This window comes from Ruminococcus flavefaciens (genome assembly GCF_900119075.1).
In the GTDB taxonomy this organism is placed as follows: domain Bacteria; phylum Bacillota; class Clostridia; order Oscillospirales; family Ruminococcaceae; genus Ruminococcus; species Ruminococcus flavefaciens_Q.
This window is the reverse complement of record NZ_FPIP01000010.1, coordinates 111287-136908: the sequence shown is the minus strand read 5'-3', so window position 1 is coordinate 136908 and position 25622 is coordinate 111287. Positions and strand designations below refer to the sequence as shown.

22 protein-coding genes are annotated in these 25622 nt (G+C 45.7%); 9 read left to right on the top strand and 13 right to left on the bottom strand.

Annotation, left to right across the window (positions count from 1 at the left end):
* Window positions 1-97 precede the first annotated feature (97 nt).
* On the top strand, window positions 98-1045 hold the full coding sequence (locus BT105_RS13200; RefSeq protein ID WP_072301170.1) for a flavodoxin family protein: 948 nt from the start codon (window positions 98-100) through the stop codon (window positions 1043-1045).
* Window positions 1046-1381: 336 nt separating this feature from the next.
* Window positions 1382-2395, top strand: coding sequence for a D-alanyl-D-alanine carboxypeptidase family protein (locus BT105_RS13190; RefSeq protein ID WP_072301168.1), 1014 nt, complete (start codon window positions 1382-1384; stop codon window positions 2393-2395).
* Window positions 2396-2796: 401 nt separating this feature from the next.
* On the opposite strand, the gene BT105_RS13185 is transcribed toward BT105_RS13190, so the two are convergent.
* Both BT105_RS13185 and BT105_RS13180 read right to left on the bottom strand, forming a co-directional pair.
* The gene (locus tag BT105_RS13185; RefSeq protein WP_072301167.1) at window positions 2797-4014 is read right to left on the bottom strand and encodes a BaiN/RdsA family NAD(P)/FAD-dependent oxidoreductase; all 1218 of its coding nucleotides are present in this window, start codon (window positions 4012-4014) and stop codon (window positions 2797-2799) included.
* 153 nt (window positions 4015-4167) lie between these two features.
* A complete protein-coding gene (locus BT105_RS13180; protein WP_072301166.1) occupies window positions 4168-4584 on the bottom strand; it encodes a Fur family transcriptional regulator in 417 nt (138 codons plus the stop codon).
* Between the two features lie 327 nt (window positions 4585-4911).
* Between BT105_RS13180 and BT105_RS13175 the strand changes: the two genes are divergently transcribed.
* From BT105_RS13175 to BT105_RS13165, 3 genes are all read left to right on the top strand, one after another.
* The gene (locus tag BT105_RS13175) at window positions 4912-5805 is read left to right on the top strand and encodes a dockerin type I domain-containing protein (RefSeq protein ID WP_072301165.1); all 894 of its coding nucleotides are present in this window, start codon (window positions 4912-4914) and stop codon (window positions 5803-5805) included.
* Between the two features lie 606 nt (window positions 5806-6411).
* On the top strand, window positions 6412-6747 hold the full coding sequence (locus BT105_RS13170) for a hypothetical protein (protein WP_028514702.1): 336 nt from the start codon (window positions 6412-6414) through the stop codon (window positions 6745-6747).
* Between the two features lie 263 nt (window positions 6748-7010).
* Entirely contained in the window at window positions 7011-7823 is an 813-nt protein-coding gene (locus tag BT105_RS13165) for a double zinc ribbon domain-containing protein (RefSeq protein ID WP_072301164.1), read from the top strand.
* 170 nt (window positions 7824-7993) lie between these two features.
* On the opposite strand, the gene BT105_RS13160 is transcribed toward BT105_RS13165, so the two are convergent.
* Both BT105_RS13160 and BT105_RS13155 read right to left on the bottom strand, forming a co-directional pair.
* The gene (locus tag BT105_RS13160) at window positions 7994-8992 is read right to left on the bottom strand and encodes a GGGtGRT protein (protein WP_072301163.1); all 999 of its coding nucleotides are present in this window, start codon (window positions 8990-8992) and stop codon (window positions 7994-7996) included.
* A gap of 14 nt (window positions 8993-9006) precedes the next feature.
* The gene (locus BT105_RS13155; RefSeq protein WP_072301162.1) at window positions 9007-9699 is read right to left on the bottom strand and encodes an iron-sulfur cluster assembly scaffold protein; all 693 of its coding nucleotides are present in this window, start codon (window positions 9697-9699) and stop codon (window positions 9007-9009) included.
* Window positions 9700-10389: 690 nt separating this feature from the next.
* On the opposite strand from BT105_RS13155, the gene BT105_RS13150 reads away from it, so the two are divergent.
* Both BT105_RS13150 and BT105_RS13145 read left to right on the top strand, forming a co-directional pair.
* Window positions 10390-10863 carry a C-GCAxxG-C-C family protein gene (locus BT105_RS13150; RefSeq protein ID WP_143186603.1) on the top strand — a complete coding sequence of 158 codons (474 nt, stop codon included), beginning with the start codon at window positions 10390-10392 and terminating at the stop codon, window positions 10861-10863.
* 257 nt (window positions 10864-11120) lie between these two features.
* A complete protein-coding gene (locus BT105_RS13145; RefSeq protein ID WP_177243993.1) occupies window positions 11121-12089 on the top strand; it encodes a GGDEF domain-containing protein in 969 nt (322 codons plus the stop codon).
* Window positions 12090-12260: 171 nt separating this feature from the next.
* Here BT105_RS13145 and BT105_RS13140 read toward each other — a convergent pair whose 3' ends face one another.
* The 6 genes from BT105_RS13140 to BT105_RS13110 all read right to left on the bottom strand — a co-directional run bounded on the left by BT105_RS13140 (window position 12261) and on the right by BT105_RS13110 (window position 19323).
* Window positions 12261-14717 (bottom strand): glycoside hydrolase family 44 protein, encoded by a 2457-nt coding sequence (locus BT105_RS13140; RefSeq protein ID WP_072301159.1) that lies wholly within the window; start codon window positions 14715-14717, stop codon window positions 12261-12263.
* 61 nt (window positions 14718-14778) lie between these two features.
* On the bottom strand, window positions 14779-15675 hold the full coding sequence (locus tag BT105_RS13135; RefSeq protein ID WP_072301158.1) for a helix-turn-helix transcriptional regulator: 897 nt from the start codon (window positions 15673-15675) through the stop codon (window positions 14779-14781).
* 582 nt (window positions 15676-16257) lie between these two features.
* Window positions 16258-16629: a C-GCAxxG-C-C family protein gene (locus BT105_RS13125; RefSeq protein ID WP_072301156.1), complete on the bottom strand. Its 372-nt coding sequence runs from the start codon at window positions 16627-16629 to the stop codon at window positions 16258-16260.
* A gap of 1 nt (window position 16630) precedes the next feature.
* On the bottom strand, window positions 16631-16822 hold the full coding sequence (locus BT105_RS13120) for a hypothetical protein (RefSeq protein WP_072301155.1): 192 nt from the start codon (window positions 16820-16822) through the stop codon (window positions 16631-16633).
* Between the two features lie 69 nt (window positions 16823-16891).
* Window positions 16892-18643, bottom strand: coding sequence for a sensor histidine kinase (locus BT105_RS13115; protein WP_072301154.1), 1752 nt, complete (start codon window positions 18641-18643; stop codon window positions 16892-16894).
* Window positions 18644-18648: 5 nt separating this feature from the next.
* Entirely contained in the window at window positions 18649-19323 is a 675-nt protein-coding gene (locus BT105_RS13110; RefSeq protein WP_072301153.1) for a response regulator transcription factor, read from the bottom strand.
* A gap of 349 nt (window positions 19324-19672) precedes the next feature.
* On the opposite strand from BT105_RS13110, the gene BT105_RS13105 reads away from it, so the two are divergent.
* On the top strand, window positions 19673-22063 hold the full coding sequence (locus tag BT105_RS13105) for a dockerin type I repeat-containing protein (RefSeq protein ID WP_072301152.1): 2391 nt from the start codon (window positions 19673-19675) through the stop codon (window positions 22061-22063).
* A 75-nt stretch (window positions 22064-22138) separates the two neighbouring features.
* Here the strand turns inward: BT105_RS13105 and BT105_RS13100 are convergent, their stop codons facing one another.
* The 3 genes from BT105_RS13100 to BT105_RS14910 form a co-directional block, all read right to left on the bottom strand.
* Window positions 22139-23095, bottom strand: coding sequence for a PPK2 family polyphosphate kinase (locus BT105_RS13100; RefSeq protein WP_072301151.1), 957 nt, complete (start codon window positions 23093-23095; stop codon window positions 22139-22141).
* A gap of 132 nt (window positions 23096-23227) precedes the next feature.
* Window positions 23228-24205 (bottom strand): DUF4003 family protein, encoded by a 978-nt coding sequence (locus tag BT105_RS13095; protein WP_072301150.1) that lies wholly within the window; start codon window positions 24203-24205, stop codon window positions 23228-23230.
* The gene (locus BT105_RS14910; RefSeq protein ID WP_072301149.1) at window positions 24202-24438 is read right to left on the bottom strand and encodes a hypothetical protein; all 237 of its coding nucleotides are present in this window, start codon (window positions 24436-24438) and stop codon (window positions 24202-24204) included. The genes BT105_RS13095 and BT105_RS14910 overlap by 4 nt, the downstream gene beginning before the upstream one ends.
* Before the next feature lie 504 nt (window positions 24439-24942).
* Here BT105_RS14910 and BT105_RS13085 point away from each other — a divergent pair.
* Entirely contained in the window at window positions 24943-25614 is a 672-nt protein-coding gene (locus tag BT105_RS13085; protein ID WP_072301148.1) for a FadR/GntR family transcriptional regulator, read from the top strand.
* Window positions 25615-25622: the final 8 nt, after the last annotated feature.

Genomic DNA, 25622 nt, shown 5'->3' with positions numbered 1-25622 from the left:
AAGCGTTATTTTGTGTAATTTGCAAAAGTGCAAATATCGAAGTACCTGTTTTTCTCGGCAATTCGTAACAACAATTTAGAAAAGGAGTTGTACTATTATGGCTTTTAAAGTAATGGGCGTAACAGCAGGAAGAAAGGACAGCAACAGTGAGATATTACTTAAAGAGGCACTGCTTGTCTGTCAGGAGCAGGGCGCAGAGGTGTCCATGATAAACCTGAGAGATTTCAATCTCCTTGACTGTAATGGCTGTACATCTTGTACCATAGGTATGTCTATGGGCAAGAATACAGGCTGCTCACTTAAAAATGCAGACGATAAGGACAGGATAATGCAGGTGTTCCTCGATCAGGACGCAGTTATCTTTTCAGCTCCTACATATGAGCTCATGCCCTCATCGCTGTTCCTTAAATTCATGCACAGAAACTTAGCATACGAGACAGCTTTTCTCACCAAGATAGGTGCTATCCAGCACCGTGACCGCGTAGGCGCTCTCATGGCGGTAGGCGGCTCAACACGTTCATGGCAGTCAATGGCTCTTGAATGTATGCAGGTAACAACCGTTACAAGCAGCTTCAAGATAGTAGATATGTATATGGCAACAATGGTGCCTGCACCTGCACAGGTGCTCCTCCACGAGGAGAAACTTGCCCGTGCAAGAGAGATAGGCGCAAACGTTATGAAGGCTCTGAATACACCTCCTGCTGAGCGCAAGTGGCTGGGCGAGCCCGATTACGGCTGGTGTCCTAACTGCCACAGCAACTGCCTCTGCTTAGGCGAGGAACAGTGGGGCGGCTTGAAATATCCTATCGAGTGTGCAGTCTGCGGAGCAGGCGGCGACCTTGAAAAGACTCCCGACGGCAAGTGGAAGTTCGTTATCGCAGCCAACGGACTGGAGCGCGACCGCACCACAGAGGAGGGACGCGGAGTTCACTGCGACGAGATAGCTGATACACAGGGCGGCTTCTTCATGGATCCCGAGAAGCCGAAGATAGTGGCACAGAGACTTGAAAAGTACAAGAAGATAACCTTCAAGGGACTTGAATAATGATCCAAACAGCCGTAAGGAGCTTCCTTATGGCTGTTTTTTATGCGGATATGAAAATTTTTTTTGATGTTAGTGTTGCTTTATTGGCTGTTATATGGTACAATAAAAAGGCTGAGGCTAAAAACTTGTTTTGTTCGCAAAACCCAAAGCTTCTTTCGCACATTCGGCGGCATAGATATGCGCAGTTTTTTCTGAAAGTGAAATATAACTCGCGAAAAATCGATTATATATAATGAAACACGAACAAAGGGCTTCGGATATCACTCCTACGGGAGCAGAAAGAGGAACAATAATGATAATATATATATCAAATAAAGCGCAGGAGCTGTCTGCGTAATGGCTTACAAAGTAAAAAAAGGACGGCTTATTCTGGCAATAGGTATTTTTACGGCAGTATTTACGGTAATGCTTGCAGTTTTTCTTGCCATTGCCCTGAAGATAAAAAAGCCCGAAAACAGCAGCGAAGTTTCCGAAGCGACTACTGCGGCTTCAACTGCGGAAACTACCGTGACCTCTGTCACTACTACAGCAGTTACCACAACTGAGGTAACGACTACTATTGCGCATATCGAGGATATAGAGTGCAACAGTGCGGTACTTTACTCTATGGGCGGCAAAAAGCTTCTCTATGAGGACAAAATAAATGAAAAATACGCTCCTGCCAGCCTTACTAAGCTTCTTACGGCGGCTGTAGCGCTGAAATACGTAAATGCTGAGGCAGTATTTCCCGTAGGCTCGGAGCAGGCTCTTGTTCATGGCGGCTCAAGTCTCTGCGGACTTATGGTAGGCGATGAGATAACATTGCAGGACCTTGTTGCGGGACTTCTTATGTCCTCGGGCAACGACGCGGCATATACCATAGCAGTTTCCACAGCCCGTGCTCACAGTCATGATCCCGATATGACCGACAATGAAGCTGTTGAGTATTTCTGCGGCATGATGAATAATTTCGCTGATTTCATAGGCATGAAGAACAGCCATTTCACCACTCCCGACGGCTGGGACGACGCCGACCAGTATATTACGGCGGAAGATCTGATAGTACTGACAGAGTATGTTCTTTCGGTGCCTGAGATAAGCGAGGTCGTAGGAGTTCACAGCAAGGAAGTGGTAATAAGCTCGGGCAGAAGCCTTTCATGGACGAATTCCAACGAGCTGCTTGATCCTGACAGTCAGTTCTATACTGAGGGCGTTTGCGGCGTAAAGACGGGAACTACCGACTTGGCAGGAAACAACCTCATAACTGTATACAAGAAAAACAGAAGAACGTATATCGCGGTAGTATTGGGCTGCGATACCGATTATGAGCGTTATATGCTCACCAAGGAGCTTCTGTCATACTGCGAATAAAAAAGAGCTCTTTCATCACGAAAGAGCTTTTTTAGTTTAGAGTTGAGAGTGAAGAGTTGAGAGTTAATGTGCCATACTATTTAAATCTTGTCGCCTGAGGCGACACCATAACTTTCAACTCTCAATTCTCTACTTTTACAGTAGGGGCGGATATTATCCGCCCGTTAAGGGACGCCTTGCGAAGCGCCTTCGATATTTGGGCTCTGCCCAAACCCGCCAGAGGCGCTGCCTCTGACCTTACCGGTACGTCCCCTCTGTCCTACGGACATCTCCCCATCTTATGGGGAGTCACTCCGCCAAAGGAACACAGTCCCTTTGGAATCCCGTTCATAGGTTCGGCAAATTAACGCGTTAAACTATGATTTATATAATATTAATGATATCAGTATATAACAGGGAATTTACATATTAACAGCTGCCGTATACGCCGTGGAAAAGGCTATTTGCAGGTTGAATCCGCCTGTATAGGCGTCAACGTCTATGACCTCGCCTGCGAAATACAGTCCGCTGACCAGCTTGGATTCCATAGTCTTGGGATTTATTTCCTTTGTGGAGATACCGCCGCTGGTTATGATAGCCTCGTCAATAGGGCGAAATCCCGATATCCTTACGGGAAAAGCCTTTATCAGCTCCCCGAATTTTCGGCGCTGCTCCTTGGTTATGCCGTTTATTTTCTGCTCGGGAGCTATCCCCGAAAGCTTTACTGCTACAGGTATCAGCTTTGCAGGCAGGAGCTTCCGTATGCCGTTCTGGAAATCGCGGTTGAGGTTCTCCGCGAAATCGCGCTGTATACGGGCGTCAAGCTGCTCGGGTGAGAGGGCAGGCTTCAAATCTATGAGAAGCTTGTATCTGTTGGGCTGCATATCGCGGATATGGGAGCTTGCACTGAGCACCAGAGGTCCCGAAACTCCGAAGTGAGTGAAAAGCATTTCGCCCAGCTCGCTGTATATGCATTTATCTCCGTCCATGAGCTTCAATGTGACATTTCTGAGGGAAAGTCCCATCATTTCCGCACAGAATTTATCGGGAGAGGTGAGAGGTACAAGGCTCGGCTTAAGCTCTGTAACAGTATGTCCCAGTGCTTCTGCGAGGGTATAGCCGTCGCCTGTTGAGCCTGTGGCAGGATAGGATTTTCCGCCGCAGGCAATAAGTACAGAGGGTGCAGAAAACTCCTCGCCGCCTGCCTTGACTCCGCAGACAGCGCCGTTTTCCGTAAGAATTTTGGTAACGCGTTTGTTTATCACCTGTACGCCCAGCTTTTTTATCTCTTTCGCCATAGCGTCGGCAATATCGTTTGCGCAGTCGCTTACAGGGAAAACCCTGCTGCCGCGCTCTGTCTTCAAGGGCACTCCAAGCTCTTCAAAGAAGCTCATAGTGCTCTCGGCGTCGAAAACTGAGAAGGAGCTGTACATAAAACGAGGATTTACAGGAATATTTTTCATGTGTTCCTCAACAGTGCTGTTGTTGGTCACGTTGCAGCGTCCCTTACCTGTTATGCGCAGCTTCCTGCCCAGCTTTTCATTTTTCTCAAAAAGCGCTACCCTTTTGCCGAAGCGAGCCGCCTGTACCGCTGCAAAACAGCCGGCTGCTCCGCCGCCTATAATAATGATATCGGTCATCTTGATTTCCCTTTGACGCACCGCAATGCGCATCTGAATAAATATCCTTTCTTTCGGGCATTATACTCTCGGAGGTGATATCATGCCCCGTAAAACAGACGAGGACGTAAAAATATACATTCCAAAGGACTCTTCCGCCTCAGGAAACGAGCCTCAGCCTTCGTCCTTACAATCCGAGCAGCGTCCGTAAAAGACGGTCTGCAAATAGTCTATGGAGAAGCCGTGCTCATTCTCGATATGCTGTGTAAGCTCCGCAAGGTGCTCACAGTCGAGATGAATGAGCTTGCCGCAGCTGAGACACTTGAGGTGGAAATGGCTGCGGCACTTTTCCTCGTCCTCGATATACTGATAGCAGGCGCTGGTCTTGCCGTCAAAGGCGTACTTGCGCACAAGCCCCTGTTCGACGAGACGGTCCAGCTGTCTGTATATAGTGGCAACTCCAACGGGAGTTCCCTCAGATGATAAAAATGCGCTTATCTCCTGAACGTTGGTGTGTTTGTTCTTGTTATTAATCAGATATGTGAGCAGATTCTCCTTCTGCCTTGTATTATAGCCTGAATCCTTTTTCATCACTGCCTCCGTCCAGCATACAATGTTTCATTATCTCCGATTATATCACGATTTTGCTGACTTGTCAACGCCGAAAAATTGCTTTTTTTATAAAATTTTTCGCAAAAAATGGCAAGTGTATATGCATACGAATATTGACATTATGCTGAACGGGTAGTATAATATAAATATTAAATAGTGATATATGCAGAAATTTATATTGCTTTTGCCGAAAAACAATGGCAGTATGAGTGCAAGTAATTATGGGACTCAACAGGTCATTAAGGCAAATAGTTCTTTATCACTATAAAAGAGAGAAAAAACTAATAAAGCAGAGGTGTATCAATAATGTTAAACAGGAAAATCAAGGCTTTTATAGGTGCGGCTGTTGCTGATGTAATGCTTATGACATCAGGATTTACGGCGTTTGCAGGCAGTCTCGGCGACATAAACAGTGATTCTGCCATAAATGCAGTGGACGCCTCCGAGATACTCTCGGAATACGCCCGCGTATCCACAAATCAGGCTCCCAAGTTCACTGAGGCGCAGAAAAAAGCCGCAGATGTGGATAATAACGGCGTTGTTAATGCAGTCGACGCTTCACAGGTATTATCCTACTATGCTTACAAGTCCACCAGCGGCACTATGGAGTTCGAGGACTACCTGAAAAATCCTCCTGCTCCGCCGAAAAAGGAACCTACTATCGTGGGCAGCTGGCTCCCTGTTGACGAAGAAGACAACACCGAGGGAATAGCGTTCACAGATGACGGGTATATCTCCATGTTCTTTTATTCGACAGAAAACTTCTCTTTCGGTACTGACGGCATAAAGTATCAGGATACTGTATATCCCTATAGCTCCCTTGTGTCTGAGGGCGACTATATCACTCTGAATTCTGAGGATAAAGTTATATTCGAGATGAAGCGTGAAATAAAGGGAGACGGCTACAACGGTACATATAAGGTAACAGGCGGTGAGCTGCATAAGAGTATGCTGTGGTTAGCTTTGCTTTCTAATAAAAATGATATAGGCGATACGACCATGACTGTTAATATCGACGGAGCAAACAGCGAGATATGGATAAATAAGTTCCTGCAATATAAGGTAAACGGCAATACTTTTGAAGTAGTAGTTCCCGAGGGCGCAGAAGGAGATAATAAACCTATCGAGTTCACAGTCGATGAGGATACCCTTACAATAAAAAATGAAAATGGTTCAACTACTATGAAAAGAGTTAAGTAAAACACAAAAAGCAGTCCATAACCGAAATACTTATATAGAAACTTATAGTTATTTATGGGGGAAACCTTTCTGAGGAAAGGTTCTCCCCCATACCCCTTTCCAAAGACTTTTATCTGGTTTTTTCTCAGATAGGGCGCACCATAAATAAAAAAACCTGTAAAATGCAGGAGCGCCCTATATGAGAAAAAACAAAACGAAAGTTTTAGGGAGAGAGTTTGAGAGAAGCCCCTTTTTCAAAAGGGGTTCTCTCAATAATAAACATAAAACTTCTGTATAAATACTATGGCTATGGACTGCTTTTTACATAAGATGATCGTACATTTCAGCAATGATAAATCGGGCTGAACAGCTATAAAATATCCGAATAGTATAATTAAAATAAGAATAAACCCTCTGCAAACCGCCTGTGTACGGACTTTTGTCCACAAATCTTTGTTGAACACGTCGTAATACATGGAGTAATTATACAAATGGTTAAGCGGAATTTGTAGCACAATACCGAATATGATTAACAAAATGTGACATTTCAAAAAAAGGTATTTACAAATCGCCGTTTTGAGAGTATTATAAGTACATAATTTATTTTTCATTTAGGGGGTCTTATTTATGAGATTATTTGCAATGATGGGCGAGGTTTACGACGATGTAGTAACAGGAAGAAATACCTATATGTACGACGACGATTATGATTGTCTGTACCTTCCTGTAAGCAAGGAGTTTGTGAACCATGTACTGGAGAGAGAATGCAACGACTGTGGCGTTCTTATCTTTACAATGGATCATGACTTCAACTATTCGCTGGACAGCATTCTTATCGACAACGACGAGCAGCCGCGCGATCTGAGAGAGGAAATAGCTGAGTACGTTGATACTTATGAGATCAATCAGCAGTACTTCGAGCTTTCAAGTGCTCTCTCCCACGTGTTTTGCAGAATTAATTGAATCAGAAGATGATTGAAACAGAAGGACCGCTTGAATAAGCGGTTCTTTTTTTAGGCGAAATTAAATGAAGCTCTCCGCGAGGAGAGTTTTTTTTGTTGTTGTAATTAGCAATATATACAAATCATATCTAACCGTTTTGTGCTATCAGACATTTATTGTGAAGAGATTGTAACATTTAGTTTGGCATTATTGAAAGATATTATTATATGACTTATAATTAATACATATAAAAACATCTTTGATTATGAAAGGAGTTGTATTATATGGCATTAATGAATTGTCCAAATTGCGGAAAACAAATATCGGATAAATCAACAAAATGTGTTCATTGCGATTATGAACTTGTTAAACTGGAAAAAAGATGTCCTGAATGTCAAGAAATAATTAATGAAGATACTAAGATTTGTCCTAAATGTGGTTGCCCAATTGAAGAAACTAAGGAAACCTCTAGTAAGGAACTTCAAAAAGTTGAAGTAATAAAGGTAAGAGTAGATACTAAAAAAATAATTATAATATGCATAGCGGTATTGATACTGATTGGCGTAGTTGTTGGTGTAATATTTGGCGTGAAAAAATATAATAATAAGAAAGCTGAAGATTTACACGTTGAACAAGTTAATAATTATGAAACTAATTATAAAGAAGTATCACGAAAAATGCTTTCTGGTGCCGCCGATGCAGAATCCTGCGGAAATCTTATAAAAAAAGTCTGGTATAACAGTATTTATGAAGAAAGTGATTATGAAACTAATAAATATACCAAAAGTGGTTCAACATATAACGACTTTAATACATCATTGAGAAATTTGTTTGCTGATGAAGATTTTTCAATGGAAATTGAAGGAATTGAAAAAAATCAAAAAGAAGTTGCGGATATTATGAAACAATTAAAGAATCCGCCAGATGAATGGAAAGATTCATATGAAGTATTAAAGGGATATTATGACGCATATCTAACATTAACTGAATTGGCAACTAATCCAACAGGAAGTTTGCAGTCATTCTCAGAGAACTTTAATAATGCCGACAGTGAAGTTTCAAAGTATTATAGTAAGATTAAAAATGAAATAAGCTAACAAAAAAGGGTAGTAAGCATTGAACTTACTACCCTACTTTTTGTCACCCTAAACCGAATAATTTGCCGATTGCATTTGAAATGCGGTGACAAATGGGTGACAGGTGACAAAATTTTGGCCATTAAATTACTATGAGCAAATAATGAAAATTTGAGATTTGGCTATATAAATTACTTCATAGCCTCTTCAACAGCAACTGCACAAGCAACTGTTGCACCAACCATCGGGTTGTTGCCCATGCCGATGAGTCCCATCATCTCAACGTGAGCAGGAACAGAAGATGAACCTGCGAACTGAGCGTCAGAGTGCATACGGCCGAGAGTATCTGTCATACCGTATGAAGCAGGACCTGCTGCCATGTTGTCTGGGTGGAGAGTACGTCCTGTACCGCCGCCTGAAGCAACTGAGAAGTACTTCTTGCCGGCGTCAACGCGCTCCTTCTTGTATGTACCTGCAACAGGGTGCTGGAAACGTGTTGGGTTAGTTGAGTTACCTGTGATAGAAACGTCAACGTTCTCCTTCCACATGATAGCAACGCCTTCTCTTACGTCGTTAGCGCCGTAGCAGTTAACCTTAGCGCGGAGACCGTCTGAGTAAGCCTTGCGGAATACTTCCTTTACTTCGCCTGTAGCGTAGTCCATCTCTGTCTCAACATATGTGAATCCGTTGATACGAGCAATGATCTGAGCAGCGTCCTTGCCGAGACCGTTGAGGATAACGCGGAGGGGCTTCTGACGAACCTTGTTAGCCTTCTCAGCAATACCGATAGCACCCTCAGCAGCAGCGAATGACTCGTGGCCTGCGAGGAATGCGAAGCACTCTGTATCCTCTTCAAGGAGCATCTTGCCGAGGTTACCGTGACCGAGACCAACCTTACGCTGGTCAGCAACTGAACCCGGGATACAGAAAGCCTGGAGACCTTCACCGATAGCTGCAGCAGCGTCAGCAGCTCTCTTGCAGCCCTTCTTTATAGCGATAGCGCAGCCTACAGTGTAAGCCCACTTAGCGTTTTCAAAACAGATAGGCTGGATACCCTCTACCATTTTGTAGATGTCAAGTCCCTTTGCCTTGCAAACCTCAGCACACTCCTCGATAGAGCTGATGCCGTATTCTTTAAGAACAGCGAGGATCTGCTTCTCGCGTCTCTCATATGATTCAAATAAAGCCATTTTACAAGTCCTCCTTAGTCTTTTCTCGGATCAACGATCTTAACAGCGTCAGCAACTCTGCCGTACTGTCCCTGAGCCTTCTCAAAAGCAGTATTTGCGTCGTCGCCTGCCTTGATGAAGTCCATCATCTTACCAAAGTTGATAAACTTATAGCCGATGATCTCGTCGTCCTCGTTAAGAGCGAGACCTGTGATATAGCCGTCTGTGAGTTCGAGGTAACGTGGTCCCTTCTTGAGAGTACCGTATGTAGTACCGATCTGTGAACGGAGGCCCTTACCGAGGTCCTCAAGACCAGCGCCTACTACGAGACCGCCCTCAGAGAAAGCAGACTGTGAACGACCGTAAACGATCTGGAGGAAGAGCTCTCTCATAGCTGTGTTTATAGCGTCACAAACGAGGTCTGTATTAAGAGCTTCAAGAATTGTTCTGCCAGGGAGAATTTCAGCAGCCATAGCAGCAGAATGAGTCATACCCGAGCAGCCGATAGTCTCAACGAGAGCCTCCTGGATAACTCCTTCCTTAACGTTGAGTGTGAGCTTGCAGGTACCCTGCTGAGGAGCACACCAACCGATACCGTGTGTAAATCCGGAAATATCCTTGATCTCCTTAGCCTTTACCCACTTTGCCTCCTCAGGAATGGGAGCAGCGCCGTGAGCAACGCCCTGTGCGATTGGGCACATTGTTTCAACTTCGTGCGAATAAATCATTATAAATACTCCTTTCGGTTTTTAGGAAGCCCATTATTGCGCGAAAACGCAGCAATATCTGTCCTTACGGGCGCTCTGCACAGATATTGTGCGAAAATATCATAGTGAGTGCAGAACATACCTGTATATATAATACGACTTTTTCGGTATAAAATCAAGTCTTTTTTATAAAAAACTTTGTCCTGTTGGAGCTTTTAATGCAAAATACACTAATTTCCTCGGCTTTTCGTGTTAAAAAAATAACATTCCGTTTACACTTGATTTTTGAACTGATTTACGTTATAATATAAATCATAATTTGCAGCGTGACGCTGCACCCTTGCCACGTTGCCGCTCGTAAACTCGCTCACTATTCATGGCAACGATAATCGTACATCGCTCAAAGCGCTTTTTGAATGGGATTCCAAAGGGACTGTGTTCCTTTGGCGGAGTGACTCCCCATAAAATGGGGAGATGTCCGTAGGACAGAGGGGACGTACCGGTAAGGTCAGAGGCAGCGCCTCTGGTGGGGTGACTCCCCACAGTGTGGGGAGATGTCGCAACGCGACAGAGGGGACGGACCCGATTAGGGGGACCTGCAAGAGAGGGCGTCCCTAAATGGGACGTCGAGGACGCCGTCCCCTACATTTTTCAACGGGCGGATAATATCCGACTCCTACAAACATAAATTATATTTTTATATAGGAGATAATAAATATGGACCACGCTGACAAAGCCTGCGAGCTGTTTGCAGGCGGATTAAACTGCGCTCAGGCTGTTTTTGGCGCTTTTTCAGACGTAACAGGCATGGACTATGACCTCGCTCTGCGGCTTTCCTCCTCATTCGGCGGCGGAATGGGCAGAATGCGAGAGGTCTGCGGCACCTGCTCGGCTATGTTCATGGTGGCAGGCATACTCTACGGACTCGGTGAGAGCTACTCCCATGAGGAAAAGACCGAACACTACAAGCGCATACAGGAGCTTGCTGCCCGTTTCAAGGAAAAGCACAGCACTATAATCTGCGGAGAACTGCTGAAGGGGCTCTCTGTTACAAGCACTCCCGAGCCTGAAAAGCGCACCGAGCAGTACTATAAGGTTCGTCCCTGTGTGAGATTCGTCCGCACGGCAGCAGAGATACTTGACAGCTATATCGCGGAAAAAACGCCTGAATGTTTAAATAAGTAAATTCATGAAGATTTTTTCGAGGATATTTGTATATGTTGTTCACAATTTATATATTGAAATAATGCCGTATTTGGTGTATAATAATTTGTATAACAACTTGAGGGGGAGTGACAATCGATATGAATTCCCAAAATGACACGTATTTTCTCAGAGAATTCGTTGCCAGCCACAAGCAGATATTTGACAAATCAAATGAAAAGTTTATATATTCATTCAGTAATATAGCCTGTTTATGTGCACATATTGCGTACCTGATAATGTTCTATATACTTCAGGTCAAAGAACTTGTTATATTCAATATATTCAGTGTTCTTTTTTATTTTACGCTCTTTGTTGTCATACGTTTAGGAAAGGGCGGTGCAGCACTGCTGTATCTTGCGGATATCGAAGTTATCGCCCATGCCGCATTTGCCACGCATTTTCTTGGGTGGCAGCCCGACTTTGCGATGTTCTTTATACTGATAATCCCCGCAACGTTCCTGACGTATACGCAGAAGATATATATCCCGTTCATTATCTCGGCGGTATCTATGGGACTGTTCCTGTATTACAAGATCACAATGGATTACAATGCCGATGTAAAATATGTATTCGAGGATAATGACGTAATAAAGGCGATACAGATAACAAACGCAGTCATCGGAGTTTTCGTGATGATGGTAGCAGGCGTATCAAATATCTTTATCCGTGAGTATAAGGAGTTCCAGCTGGTGGATCAGCGTGAGGAATTCAAGGAGCAGGCTTCAAAGGATCCGCTTACTCATCTGTTCAACCGACGTGCAATGAATGAGAATATCCGTGCTATCCGAAGAGACTGTCCTCCGAGGAGCCAGTATGTTATCGGTATCGGAGATATCGACAACTTCAAGAGGATAAACGATACCTACGGACATGACGTAGGTGATAAGGTGCTTGTTTACGTATCGAACCAGTTCATAAACTTTATTCCCGACGGCGGATATGCTGCAAGATGGGGCGGAGAGGAGTTCCTCTTTGTAATACCAAATGCAAGCATAGAAAAGGGCGTTGCATTTACCGACCAGATACATAAGATGCTCCGCAGTCATGTTTTTGAGATAGACGACGTTGAATTCGGAGTTACTATGACATTCGGAGTAAGCAAGGGAATACCTGTGGACAAGATAGACAACGTAATCACAACAGCCGACAAACGTCTTTACAAGGGCAAGAACAACGGCAAGAACCACACAGAATATACAGATTAAGGGCGTGAATCTATCACGCCCTTTTTATTAATAAAGAATTGTCGCGTCCGCTTTTAACGGACGTATTTAAGATATATCACTGCGCAGGCGAAAGGGCTTCCACTGAGGGAAGCCCTTAAAACTTTAGAAAGAGAGGATTTCATGTTTTATGATAAAGGAGCAAATGGGAGCTTATTCCTTTATCTCGGCAGGAAGCTTGTCTATAAGCTTCAGCAGATACTTCTGTATTGCCAGTGCGTCGTTGTTTGTAACGCCGTCGCCAACGTTGCAGCAGTCTGCGTTTTTGAGTCCCTTTTCGGTGATATGGTGCTCGTCCGTACCGTTCAGACCGAATTTATTGGGATTGGCCAGCTCCTGCATTATCATTACTGCGTCCGAAAGGTCTACTGCACCGTCAGCGTTTGCGTCGCCGTATAAAACGTCTCCGCTGCCGACTGTAGTAGTTGTCGCAGAAGTAGTTGTGGTCGTGCTGCTACTGGCTGTAGTTGTTTCAGATGTAGTTGTTGTAGTTGAAGTATCAGGCTTTACAGTGGGAGTTTCGCCCTGTGCGTACTCATAAACTACCTGAATGCTTGAATACTTGACTTCTATCTTGTCCTCTGCGGAAGCCTCGCTCTTTTCGGAAGCGTCCCACCATTTCTGGAGCTCGAACTTGCCGTCTGCGATAGTAGCTTCAAGGTCTTCCGATACCTTGTCAGCGCCCTCGCCTGTGGTCTTTGTGAGCATACCGTCGAACTTGACTGTAGCGGATACCTTGTTGCCCAGAGGCATTGAGTAATCCTTGTATGTCCAGAAGTTCTCGCCGTCCTTGGAAACAGCGTTCATGCATACAGCACAGCCTGCTGTAGCCCAGCTTGAACCAGCGCTTGAAGTAACAGCGCCGTTGATGACTATCTTTGAGAGGTGCTTAGCGTCCTCGACAGGAACTACTACGAAGCCCTTGTCGTTGGTCAGCTTCTCGATATCTGTGTATTCCTTTGTAACGAGGTCGGTCTTTGTTTCCTCATAGGTCTTGAGGTCGCTGAAAGCGTCAGCCTTGTCGGAAACGACTACCATAGCTGCTGAGAAAGCAGGGAGGTCAACGCTTACGCTGTTGTCCTTGACGTCCTTGATAACGTCGATGAGCTTTATCTTCTCGTCATCGCCGTAGATAGCGTAAACAGCTGCGGACTTGTAGTCCTTTTCAGCGTTCTTGAGGTCGATAGTTGCGTTTTCCTTTTCTGTCATGTTCTTGTTTGTGACCATAACAGTTACTGTAGAGTCGTCCTTAGCGTTTACAGCAGCATAAGTGCTGGACTTGGAAACGTCCTCGGACTTTGCAGGGATAAGGGTATCGCCGAAGCAGCCGCCCTTTCCGTCGTAGTTTGTGTAGAGGTTGATACCCGAAACGATGAACGGCTCGCCGCCCCAGAGAGTAGCGAAGTAAACGCCTTGGTCAGCATAGCAGCCGAGAGCTTCTACCTGTGCGATAGTACCTGATGTATCGTCGCCGCCGCCGAAGTTATACTCGGAGATACCCAGCTTTGTGCCGGGGTAGTACTTGTCGATAGACGCCTGGATCGTAGGAAGTATCGGAACGTTTTCCATACACCACTGACCTATCCAGCTGTTTTCAACGAAGCCCTTTTCGTAAAGGGTACGAACTGACTGAACTCTGTCCTCAGCGCCCTTTCTTGCGGACTCTGAGTAGTAGTGGATATCGAGAACATCGAGGAGTCTTGTGCCGCACTCCTCCGAAGCCTTGTGCATATCGTCAAGGTAGCTGTCAAGATACCAGTGGTAGTTGTTTTCAGCCTTAACCTTTTCCCATTCGTCATGCTGATCGTCGTCATCGAGGTGATCGAAAGCTGTGTATCCGTACAGTGCAGGACCGAATACTTCAGCGTTTGGATCGAGCTTCTTGACATTCTTTGCCATTTCAATGGACTTTGTCTTGAGCTCCTCGATAGTAACAGGCTCGGGGTGCATTCTGCTGTGTGTGTCGTTCCAGAGAACAGGCTCGTTATCGAGGCTGTAGCCCTGTATACCTGTCTTTGACTTTGAGTCGCCCAGCTTCTTGATGATGTAGTTTACGTACTCGTCCATGTAAACTACGCCGTCTGTCAGGTCGGGAGTCTCTGCGAAATCGGAGCCCTTTGTAAGAACTACCTTGTTCCAGCGGTCTGAGGGAGCTTTTTCTTCTTCTGTTACAGTACCCTTCTTATCGGCTGAAACATAGCCTGCAAGCTGGAGAGTGGTAAGCTTGTAGCCAACATTGTTCTTGGCTGCGTCCTTTGAGAGCTGCTGAACGCAGTCTGCGGGATCGTCGGATTCCGAGAGGTTGGTATCCGAGCTGTGCTTCCAGTCCGAACCTGCGTTGGAAGCGTTTGTCTCCCAGTTGTAGGCTGTCATACGGTTACCGCCCTGACGAACGGAATTAGTCTTGACGTCCTTGAGAGGAGTTGTATACTGGTTCACGCCATAGATGAGAGGGGATATTTCCTTTTTTTCGCCCTTGAGGTCAACGGTTATCTTCATGTCATAGCCGTCAGCCGCATTAACGGCTGCCTGAGGGATACCGTTCATGGGCGCTGTGAGTGCGCAGCCTGTTACAACGCAGGCTGCAAGAAACGCTGCTGTTTTTTTCATATGTTTTCCTCCGTTTTTTTATAATCTCCGCCGCAGTGCAGGACAGCGGATAATTAGCCTGTTAAAGTTCGCCCTCACCCCACCACGGCACCTGAGGGACTACCTCGTCCTGTTCGCCGTTCTCGCGTCTGAAAGCTCCCTGTGACCATTCCTCCACATTGGGATCCATGTATTTCAGGTAGTTGGTAATGGTCTTTGCGAGCACCAGTATCAGCGTAAGGGGTATCTGGTGGGTATAACCATAGAGTATTACGGGCAGGTCATTGATATCGGCGGACACTCGCCATACAAGTCCGAAGCGGTCGAGCCTGTCTATGATGTGCTGTACCTTTTCGGTGGGGATACCGAGCTTTTCCGATATCATAGCCACCGAGAACATCTTGTTCCTGACGCTTGCGCCTAAGTAGCTGATAATGCTGATAGCGTCATCGTCGGCAAGGGTATTGAAAAGCCGTATCATGTTGGTAGTATCGCCGAAGTAGGAATTAACGCCATTTTCGGGTATCTCCAAGAAGCAGAAGTAACGCAGGTCCTCGCTGATGCGCGACAGTGCTAACTCGCGATCGGTTTTGAGACCTGCGTAGGTCTCATGCTCGTAGCTTTCCCGAAGCCGTCCTACTGTATCGGTGTTGGGGTTGCAGGCACAAAGGGCAGAGTACATGATGCGCATGAACTTCTCGGAGCGCTTATCAGGTGGAGTTGCTCGAAGCTCGTCGTCAACGAGCTGTTCGATGTCCCGCTGGCTGTCTGTTATCTTTACGCCGAACATTGAATCAAGAGAGGTATTGAGCTCCTTGGCAAGCTGTGGAAGGAGCTCGCCGTCAGGGTAGCTGGAATTTTCCCATTTTGAGACAGCTTGAGGGGAAACATTCATACGTGAAGCAAGCTGCTCCTGAGTAAGTCCCAGTTCTTTGCGGCGTTTTACGAGATTTATCCTGAAAATGCTTTTCTTGTCCATGGCACACCTCCCACTCTCTGTGCTTTCTACAATCTATTGTATCACCACTTGCGGTTGAGTGCAAGCGAATAAAAATAGACAAATAACAACCAATAGTTGAATTTGTAAGAAGAATCATTCAAAACGGAGTGCAAAACAGTTATATATCTTTCCAAATTCAAATATCAGTTCATTTTTGCATGGGATTATAGTTTTTGTTGAATAAAAAACCCCGAAAACGGGAAGCAATTAACGTAATACTGTACATAAAGGCTTGTGGTTATTATGGGGGCAAACCTTTCTGAGGAAAGGTTCTTCCCCCATACCCCCTTTCCAAAGACTTTTATCTGGTTTTTTCACAGATAGGGCGCTCTGTAAAATAAAAAAAGCCTGCAAAATGCAGGTGCGCCCTATCTGAGAAAAAACAAAACGAAAGTTTTAGGGAGAGAGTTTGAGAGTGACTCCCCGCAGTGCGGGGAGATGTCCGAAGGACAGAGGGGCACGCCTCCGTCAGAGGAGAACCTTTCTTCAGAAAGGTTTTTCCCGATAAAAACACAGACCTGTATAAAAATATAACGGTCAATGCTTTCCGTTTTCGGGGAGTTAGTCCTCCGAGCACATTCTTTCGAGTATCTCAGCGGCGTCGGTAACGCAGCCTCTGCAAGAGCGCAGGGGAGCGCCTGTGAGAGCTCCTTTGAGCTCGCGGCACATCAACGAACAGTTCATGTCAGTGAATTCCTTTTCAAATGCGGCACATTTGCTGTCTGCGCTGTCGGGAAAGCGCTTGGAGAGCACATATTCCGCAGCAAGAACAGCTCCGCATTTTCCCATTCTTCCGCCTGCAAAGGGCGCAGCAACGGCTTTTGCCTCCTGCTCGCTCAGACCAGCTTCATCAGCGAATGCGCTGAGCACAGCGGCGGAGCAGCTGTAAAAATTCTTGTGGTTTTCCACTGCCTTGTTTGCTTTTTCTGCCATATTAGACCTCCTCAAGCAGCAGGGTGCTGCCTTTTTTCAGCTGATTTTCCGTGAGGAAACTGTCGGCGAGCCTTATGTGCTTCTCGAAGCCGTTTTCAGCGCGGATAAGCACAGTACACATGAGCTCCTCGTCCTCGGGGATACCCTCGCAGCCGTAATCCTCCTCGAATATCTCGATTATTTCGTATTTCATCGCAGTTCCTCCGATTTCGGGAATTGATGATTACATTATATATTAATGCGGAGGATTTGTCAAATACGGTCAGAACTCGATAGTGGCAGTGAATTTCTTGTCCTTACAGTCAATTTTCAGCGTAAAGCCGTTCTGTGCTGCGGCAGCCGAGGCTATAGCCAGTCCCAGACCGCTGCTGGTCTTGTCGCTGCGAGCCTTGTCGCCCTTGACAAAGGGCATGAGCAGGTCTTTTGTGCTGATATTTTCGGAAACGTCGTTGACTACGGCAAGGCGCTTCTTGTCGGCAGTAACCTTGATACTTCCGCCGTCTCTGGTGTATTTCACGGCATTGGAGACAAGGTTCTCCACAGCCGACATAAGCGTATCCTCGTTGGCATTGACTTCGCATTTGCCCTCAATTTTCAGGTCTATATTCCTCTCCTCAAGAGCAGTGCGGTATTTCTCTGCGGACTTCTCCGCAAGAGCCTTTATATCGACTTTCGTTTTGTTCAGTTTCTTTATCTGTTCGGTCTCGCTGAGCTTCAGCGTTTTTGCGATGATATCGTCGGTGTAGGAGACATTCTGCATTATGGAATCCAGATATTTCAGCTCCTTTTCGTCGCCGCTGTTTTTGCGCATTTCCATGAGGTTCTCGGCATAGCCGCCGATGACCGCAAGGGGCGTTTTCAGATCGTGGGCGAGATTATTTGTGAGGGCTCTCTGGTAGTCCTCAAAGGCGTACTGAGCCTTGTTCTTCACGTTTTTGCGCCAGCATATGAGGAAGGCGATTAAGGTCAGCAGCAGGAAGAAAAGTGCTACGAAAATGCAGTACATCTTATTTGCAAACTCTGTCCACACATTGACCTTGTAATCCGAGAAAAGAGTATATCTTTCGCCGTTTATCAAAACGCTGCTGTGGGTCATGGATTCGTTCATGACAAGGTCGTAATCGCTTTCGTAAGTGTGACCTGACATTCCCTTGATGAAATGACTGCTTATGGCTTCGTCCACCTTTTCTTTTTCAATACCCCAGATGTTTTCAAAGGTACACCTCGGATAAGTAAACTCGTCCGAGGAGCTGGACTTGTCTGCTGAGAATTCCATGAGTTCATAGCCATCAAGATAAGCGCTGTCAACATCTATTACTACTTCCTCTGTTCCTGTTTCTTCTGCTTCATCATCATACTCATTATATTTGTCTTTATAGTAGAGATTTTTGACCTGAATAACATGGGGTATCATCTTATGCTCTTGCAGATCAACGTAAGCGCTGGTTATATCATAGGAATATGCGATGTGATCAGAGTATCTTGAATCCAGATGATTTTTGATAAGCTGCTGAAATGCGGGGATATCTGTTTCCTCGGGATCGCAGTATAGCCATTTGTTATGCTCGTGGTTCTCGTCAAATTTTATGATGCAGAACATCTTTGCGGCATTTGAGATGAGCACGTTTCCGTCCTTGTCTATGATAGCAGTAACAGCTTTTCCGTTTTTATCATATGAAGTTACTCCTGTTTCAGGCAAAGGGAATCTGTAGCCGAAAAATTCACTGATATTCAGTGTGTTATAATATGTTCCCAGACACATTTTCATTCTTAATGAATTGATAGTGCCGCCCATTTTATCATTTTTATCCTCGGTCGCAACTGCTGCTTCCATTATGGTACTGTTTAATTGATCCTGCTGGCTCTGCGCCTGCTCGCAGGCTATCCTTTCCGTTGCGTAAAAAAGCACGAATGAGAATATCAGCGTGAATACCACAGGGAATATCATTGCCTTTGCAAACATCTTCCGGAATGTGGTGCGTTTTGGTTTGCGTCTGAATTGCTCATTTTTCATTTTGCTCACTCCTTTGTCAGCTTGTACCCTCGTCCCACAAGAGTCTTTATCTGCGCACCTGCGGCACCGAGGGCTTTTCTCAGTTTCTTTATATGGTTATCCACCACGCGGTCGCTGCCGAAGTAGTCGTAGCCCCACACTTTGTCAAGGAGGGTGTCTCTTGTGACTACCCAGCTCTCATGCTCCAAAAGATACCGCAGGATAGCGAACTCCTTCGGGGGGAGCTCGATCTCCGCGCCGTCTGCAAAGCATCGGAGCGTTCTTGTGTCAAGGCTTATCTTACCGCAGGTGAGGGTATGTTTTATGTCGGAGCTCACAGCTCGCCGCACTAAGGCTTCGCACTTGCTGTAAAGCACCGAGAGCAGAAAGGGTTTTACGATATAGTCGTCGCAGCCAAGGTCATAGCCGCTGAGGATATCCTCCTCGCGGCCTCTTGCTGTGATGAATATAACGGGGATATCGCTTCTCATGCGAAGCTGTCTGCACAGGGTAAAGCCGTCGGTCTCGGGGAGCATGATATCGAGAAGCACAAGGGCATAGCCCTCAAGTCCGCTTCTGATGATATCGAAGGCTTCGCCGCCGCTGTTTACCACAGTCACCGATGTACCCTTATTTTCAAAGTAGTTTCTGATGACTTCGCATATATCGAGGTCGTCCTCAACGAGAAGAATCTTATCCATAGCACGTGCTCCCTTTTTATCTTCTGAGCATATTATAGCTCCGCGATGTATCCTTTGTGTGTCCTTGTGTGGTTTTTTGTGTGACCTTTGGTCATACCAATTTATTGGTCGGGGTATCAAATATTGTGATTTCATTATAGCCCTAATATATTAAGATGTCAATTTTTGAACAGCTTTTGAATAAATGAATAACAATATTTGAATAAAACCGCAATTTTTGACTTGTCTTAATCTTTTATTCACAATTTTTAGCTTGTATTTTTTGTGAATTTATTATATAATTTAGTCATAAATCCCCGATCGGCTCATGTTTTTTAGTTGATTATACAGAAAAGGGGGAATTTTAAAGATGATTTTTAAAAGCTCAAAGCAGTTAATGGCGGGAACTATAGCAGCAGCCCTGTGCGTTACGGCTGTATCGCTTGACTTCACGCCCAATCTCAGTTCTTATGCTACTTCAAATCAAAATGAACAATTCTATATCGACGGATATCACTATGAGTTTTATAACATGAGCAATATCGGAGAGTGCTCCTTTGAACCTGATAACGAGGGCGGCTTTACCGCCGAATGGTCGGGTATCGTGGAGTGCCAGTTTGACAAGGGCATTTACGGCAATGAACTGCCGAATGATCCTGAAAGCGTTATAATAAATTATGACCTTGAATTCAGTCCTCTGACTGATAATGAGGAGGTCAGCGACGGCAGCTCCCGTGTGGGAATTTATGGCTGGCTGGTGCCAAAAAGTGCAAGATACAACATTGAATACGCAGTAATCGACTATCAGTGCAATTTTGACACGGAAAACTATGCGAATATCCTTGAATTACAGAACATAGGCAGCTATGAACTGGACGGAATGACCTATGACCTGTACAACAAAAAAGCTGATCCCAACGGCGTGTCATTTGACGCAAGCGTTGAGAAGTATTTCAGCTTCAGACGCGACAGCAGTATCGGCAGCGGTGCTTCGGTAAGCCTTAAAAGCTCTGTAGACATTACAAAGCACATGGAGGAATGGCAGAAGCTCGGCATGGAAAAGAGCAATATCTACAGCACCATGCTGGACGTCCGTGCGTGGATGTCCAGCGGCAGCGCCAAGCTGAACAGCTGCGATATCAATATTACTGAAAGGGAAAGGGAAGCCTTCACCGAGGACGGCTGCTTTTATAAGACGGATCCTGCCAAAAACGGCGGCGATTACGAAATGAAGCCCCTCGGCGAGGGCGGTTTTGAGGCAAAATGGGACAGCGATTCCGCAGTCACATTCAGCAAGGGAAAAAGCTATGCCAACGCCCCCTTTAACTATAACGACGAGAACTGTATCATAGCGGACTATAATGTCGAGTTGTATCCCGTGAATTACGGCACAGACAGTGCCATGGATATCGGCATTCACGGCTGGCTGGACGTCAATGCGGGCAGCGACTGGAAGGACGAGTTCAATATAGTTCTCGGCAGGAAGAATTATTATTTCCCGAGTAATTATAAGGATTTCCCGAATGATGAAAACGTCATCGAGCTGGGCACCTTGGAGGATAACGGCAGGACCTTTAAGCTTTACCGTTCCATACCTCTGCATACATACAGCGTTTCAAGCGGCGTATCCGGCATTGCCGAGGCTCCGCCTCATGCAAGATATACCTACTGGAGCGTTGCAGACAACTGCGTTGTGGATAAGGTCAAGTCGCCGAAGCTCAGCGGAAAGATAAACATCAGAAAGCACCTTGAAAAGTTCATGGAGCAGGCTTCTGCTCTTGAAAGAGTCAGCAGCGTTTACGAGCTTTCACTTGACCTGTTTACTCAGGGCGGCGAGGGAAGCGCCAAGGTCAATCAGTTCGATATCCATCTCGGCAGCGACAAAGACGAGGGCGGCAAGGTCACTTTCAACAAATGTGGCAGTGCCACTGACGAAAACAGCTCTATAGAGCCGAACGGAGCAGGTGGTTTCACGTGCAAATGGAGCGAGGGCGATTATAAATCGTTCTCGAAAAAGCTTGAGACTGATGGCAATATCGACATGGATTCATTTATTGTGGACTATGATGCAAATGTAAATGCAAAGTCAGTCACTGGTACGGAATGGTCACTGTGCGCGACCTGCAAGTCTAAACAGTCCAATCTGGAATACTATGTTTTTGAGGGCTATGGTGCAAGCTCCGTAAAGATGAACAGCGACGGAACAGACGTCAAGAACGTTGATCCCTATACATTCCTTAAGGATCATGCGATCATCAAGAGAAACTCCGCGCTGATAAACGGAGAAAGATATGATATGTTCTATCTGCGTTATAAGGGAGGCGAGGGCGGTATCGGCGGATACGATATCTACCGCTGTATCAGCATAAAGCAGAACGCAGGTCAGAAAATGGGCAAAAAATGCCACCTCAGCGGAAGCATCGACTGGTCCAAGCACATCATGGCGTGGGACAGCGCAGGATTCCCTGTAACTTCTGTTGACAGCTGCGAGGTATTCTTTGAGACCAACAGCCCAAGCGGCGATTTCAGCCTCAATATCTGCGGCTTCAATACGGGAGCAGAAAGCGGAAAGGTAAAGGGCGACCTTAACGGTGACAGGTCTGTTGACAACTTTGACGTAATAGCCTGCCGAAAGGCGCTTCTCAATCCAGATAAACACCTGTATGATACTGAGGCAGGAGACATGAACGAAAACGGCGTCATCGACATCGGCGATCTTATCCTGCTTACCCGCTTCATTCTCGGAGTTTCAAAAGCGTGACATCTATACCTCTTTGAATAAATAAGAAAATCCCCTTTGATAAGGGGATTTTCTTGATATATGTTCAGTGTGATATCACTTTTTGGACTTCTTTTTGGACTTTTTCTTGGGTTCGTCGGACTTTTTAGCGGACTTTTCGTTCTTTTCGCTTTCGTATTCCGCCATAGCGTCCTCAAGCACCTTTCTGCATTCGGGCAGCTTCTCTGCTTCCTCAGGCGGAAGTGCAGGATATTCGGGCTTGCAGGCTTTCAGCTCGCTGAGAAGTATCTCTGTGATAAGATACCTTGTGTACCACCTCTGGTCGCCGGGGAGCACATACCACGGACTGTGTTTGGTGGAGGTCTTGTTTATGACCTCATTGAAGCATTTGAGGTATGAATCGTACTTATCGCGGACTTTCAGGTCGTCTGCGCGGAATTTCCAGTTTTTCTCGGGGAGCTGTATGCGCTCGAGAAGCTGTTCTGTCTGCTCCTCCTTTGATACGTGGAGGAATATCTTCACCATGCGGTAGCTGTTCTCGTAGAGGTATTCCTCGAAGTTGTTCACCTGCTCGTAGCGCTTCTCGAAGAACTTCTTCTTTGTATCGTCAAGAACTCGGTCTGACATATGGTAATGCTCCCATATATCCTCAGCCTGAACGGTAACTAAGTCCTCATAGTGACTGCGGTTGAAAACGGCGATCTCGCCTCTGCGGGGGATATTCTGATGAATGCGCCAGAGATAATCGTGAGCCAGCTCGTCGGCGGTAGGCGCTTTATAATAGTGCACCTTTACGCCCATGGGGTTCATGCCGCTGAAAACGTATTTTATAGCGGAGTCCTTACCCGAGGCGTCCAGAGCCTGTATTACTACTATAAGTCCCTCTCTGCCGTCAGCGTAGAACTTGTCCTGCAAAGCGATGAGCTCCTGCTTGTTGGCTTCGTATTTTGCGATTATATCGTCCTTTTCGACGTTATCCTCCTTGCTGTCGGTAGGAAGCTTGCGTATATCAGTTTTCTTGTTTTCTTCTATGATGTATTTGTCTGCTTTCACGGTAAATAACACCTCTTTATGATTATTAGTGGTTTGTGTAGGGGCGGATGCCCACATCCGCCCGTTGATGGCAGTAAAATGATCGGGGCGATGTGGGCATCGCCCCCTACAAGCTAATGGCTAAAGGCTATATTATTCGGAAAGCACAGGCGCTACGGTCATCATGCTGTATACCATAACGGAGTACAGCGCAGCCTGTCTTGCCGCAAGGAGAGCTCGTCTTTCCTGCTGGTCGCCCACGTTCTCGTCGCTGGCATAAGCGGTAGTCAGCAGCATGAATGCGTGGCTTATGGGCTCGCTCTTGCCGAACTCCGACAGATCCGCAATGGAGTTATGCTCCGCGAGAAAAGCTTCAACGTCGCTTATATCGCCGAGTATCTCGGCACTGCCGAACTTTGTCATCGCCAGTGCAGCCAGCATTGCCAGCTCATAGTGCTTGCCGTATTTGCGTCCCTTTTTGAGCATACTGTCGTACAGCTCCATGAACTTTGCACACTTGTCCTCGGGCTTTCCGTTTGCCATAGCCAGAACGTGGGACACGGTCTGTATGCTGTTCTTGTCGGCGCTGTGCTTGAGAAGCTTGTAGCTCGCCTCCATATCCTCGATGAGTTCGTCGTCGGTCTTCTCGGAAAAAGCGAGCATGATCGCAAAAGCCACGTCCTCCTTTGTGGTAAGGATACGGTGCTCCTTTTTCATGCGGTCGTAAATCTGCCTGCTGCGCTTTATGTAGCTCTCGGCAGTATTCTTGTCCGTGATACGCTGGAGCAGTACCGCCATTAACGCAAGATGCTCGGAATTGGTGAAGTACTTTCTCAGCAGGTCATAGCAGGCGATACAGCGCTCCATTTCGCCCTTGGGATCGTCGCTTATGGAAAGCCACGACGCTATCAGCGGTCTTATGGTGCTTCGGAAGCTTGAGAGCATTTTGTTGTTTTCTTTTATAAGAGCCATGCTGTTTTTGAATTTTGAAAGGTCGAATTCCGTATCCGCAGTGCACATAACGTTTGCGCACACAGGGTAAAGGATATCCCTTTCCAGCGGACAGAAATCGGTAAACAGCCCCAGATTGAGCAGATACTTATCACACAGAGTTTCAAGCAGCTCCTTCATGGTGCACCCCCCTTTTTTGTATTTGTTTTCCATAAACACTTAATACAATTTACAATTATTATATCACACTGTGCAGAAAATTTCAATGCAAAAATACTGATTTTCTTAATTTTTTTGGATAAAAACGGCAAAAAGTTACTAAATTCTTCAAAAACTGCGTTTTTTATCAGGGAAAACCTTTCTGAGGAAAGGTTCTCCTCTGACGGAGGCGCGCCCCTCTGTCCTTCGGACATCTCCCCGCACTGCGGGGAGTCACCCGAACCCCTTTCCAAAGACTTTTAGCTGATTTTTTCTATAATAGAGCCCCTTTTATATTAAAGAAAGGCGAGTCTGTTTTAGGGCTCTATTATAGAAAAAATGAAATAACGGTCACTGAAAGAAATACGGAAAAAATCTTCTTCAAAACGATTCCCACAAATAATAAGCGTAATTTTTGTGTATCATTATCACGGCTTCAAACCTTGAATTTTGTAGAAAACAGCAATTTTTGAACATAATAACGTGATTTTTACACATTCTAACTGTTGACTTGAAGAGAAAAATATGATATAATTTTTCTGTATATAAATTATTTATATTATTTTATATTTTTATGCGGTCAAAAAATTCGTGCAACGCCGTTTTTATTCTGAAAACGGTGAAAACAGCAAGAGTTTGACTCATATATTTAATATATTTACTTGGATTGAATCCGCTGCGGATTTTACGACCGACTTTTTTATGTTAAGGAGGAAGCTATGGGAAACAGTGAATACCGCAAGACTATTGATTACATACTCGACCTTATCAGAAGCGGAATGCTGCAGGTAGGGGACAAGCTTCCGACAGAGCGCAGTATATCGGAAAAGCTCGGCATAAGCCGAAACACTGTCCGCGAGGCGCTCAGGGGACTTGAGATTCTTGGTATTGTCAATGGAAAACAGGGCTCGGGAAATTATCTTACCGATAATATCTCGGATTCCATCGCTTCTGCGATGGACGTCATGCTTCTGATGAACAGGACTTCAAAAGAAGAGATATGTTCTTTCAGAAGAAGCATGGAAAAGACCGTGTGCAGCTACCTTATCGCAAAGGGCTGCAGCTCGGACAACAAACTGAAAATAGTCGCCGCTCTCAACAGGCTCAAGGATTCCGAGGGCACTGAGGAGCAGACTGTGGCAGACAGGGACTTCCACTATTCGCTTATAAACGCTACGGAAAACAGCTTCTGGATAACCTTCATGAACGCCGTTTCCGAGGTGTATATGCGCTGGATAGACGATTTCCTGACAACTGCCGACCACGATGTGCGCATGAGACTTCAGGACGCCCATGAGAAAATAGTGCAGGGAATAATCACGGGCGATGTTGAGTTCTGCTTCCGCGCCATCGATGCACACTATAATATAATAGACGAGAGCTTCGGCTAAGGAAAGGG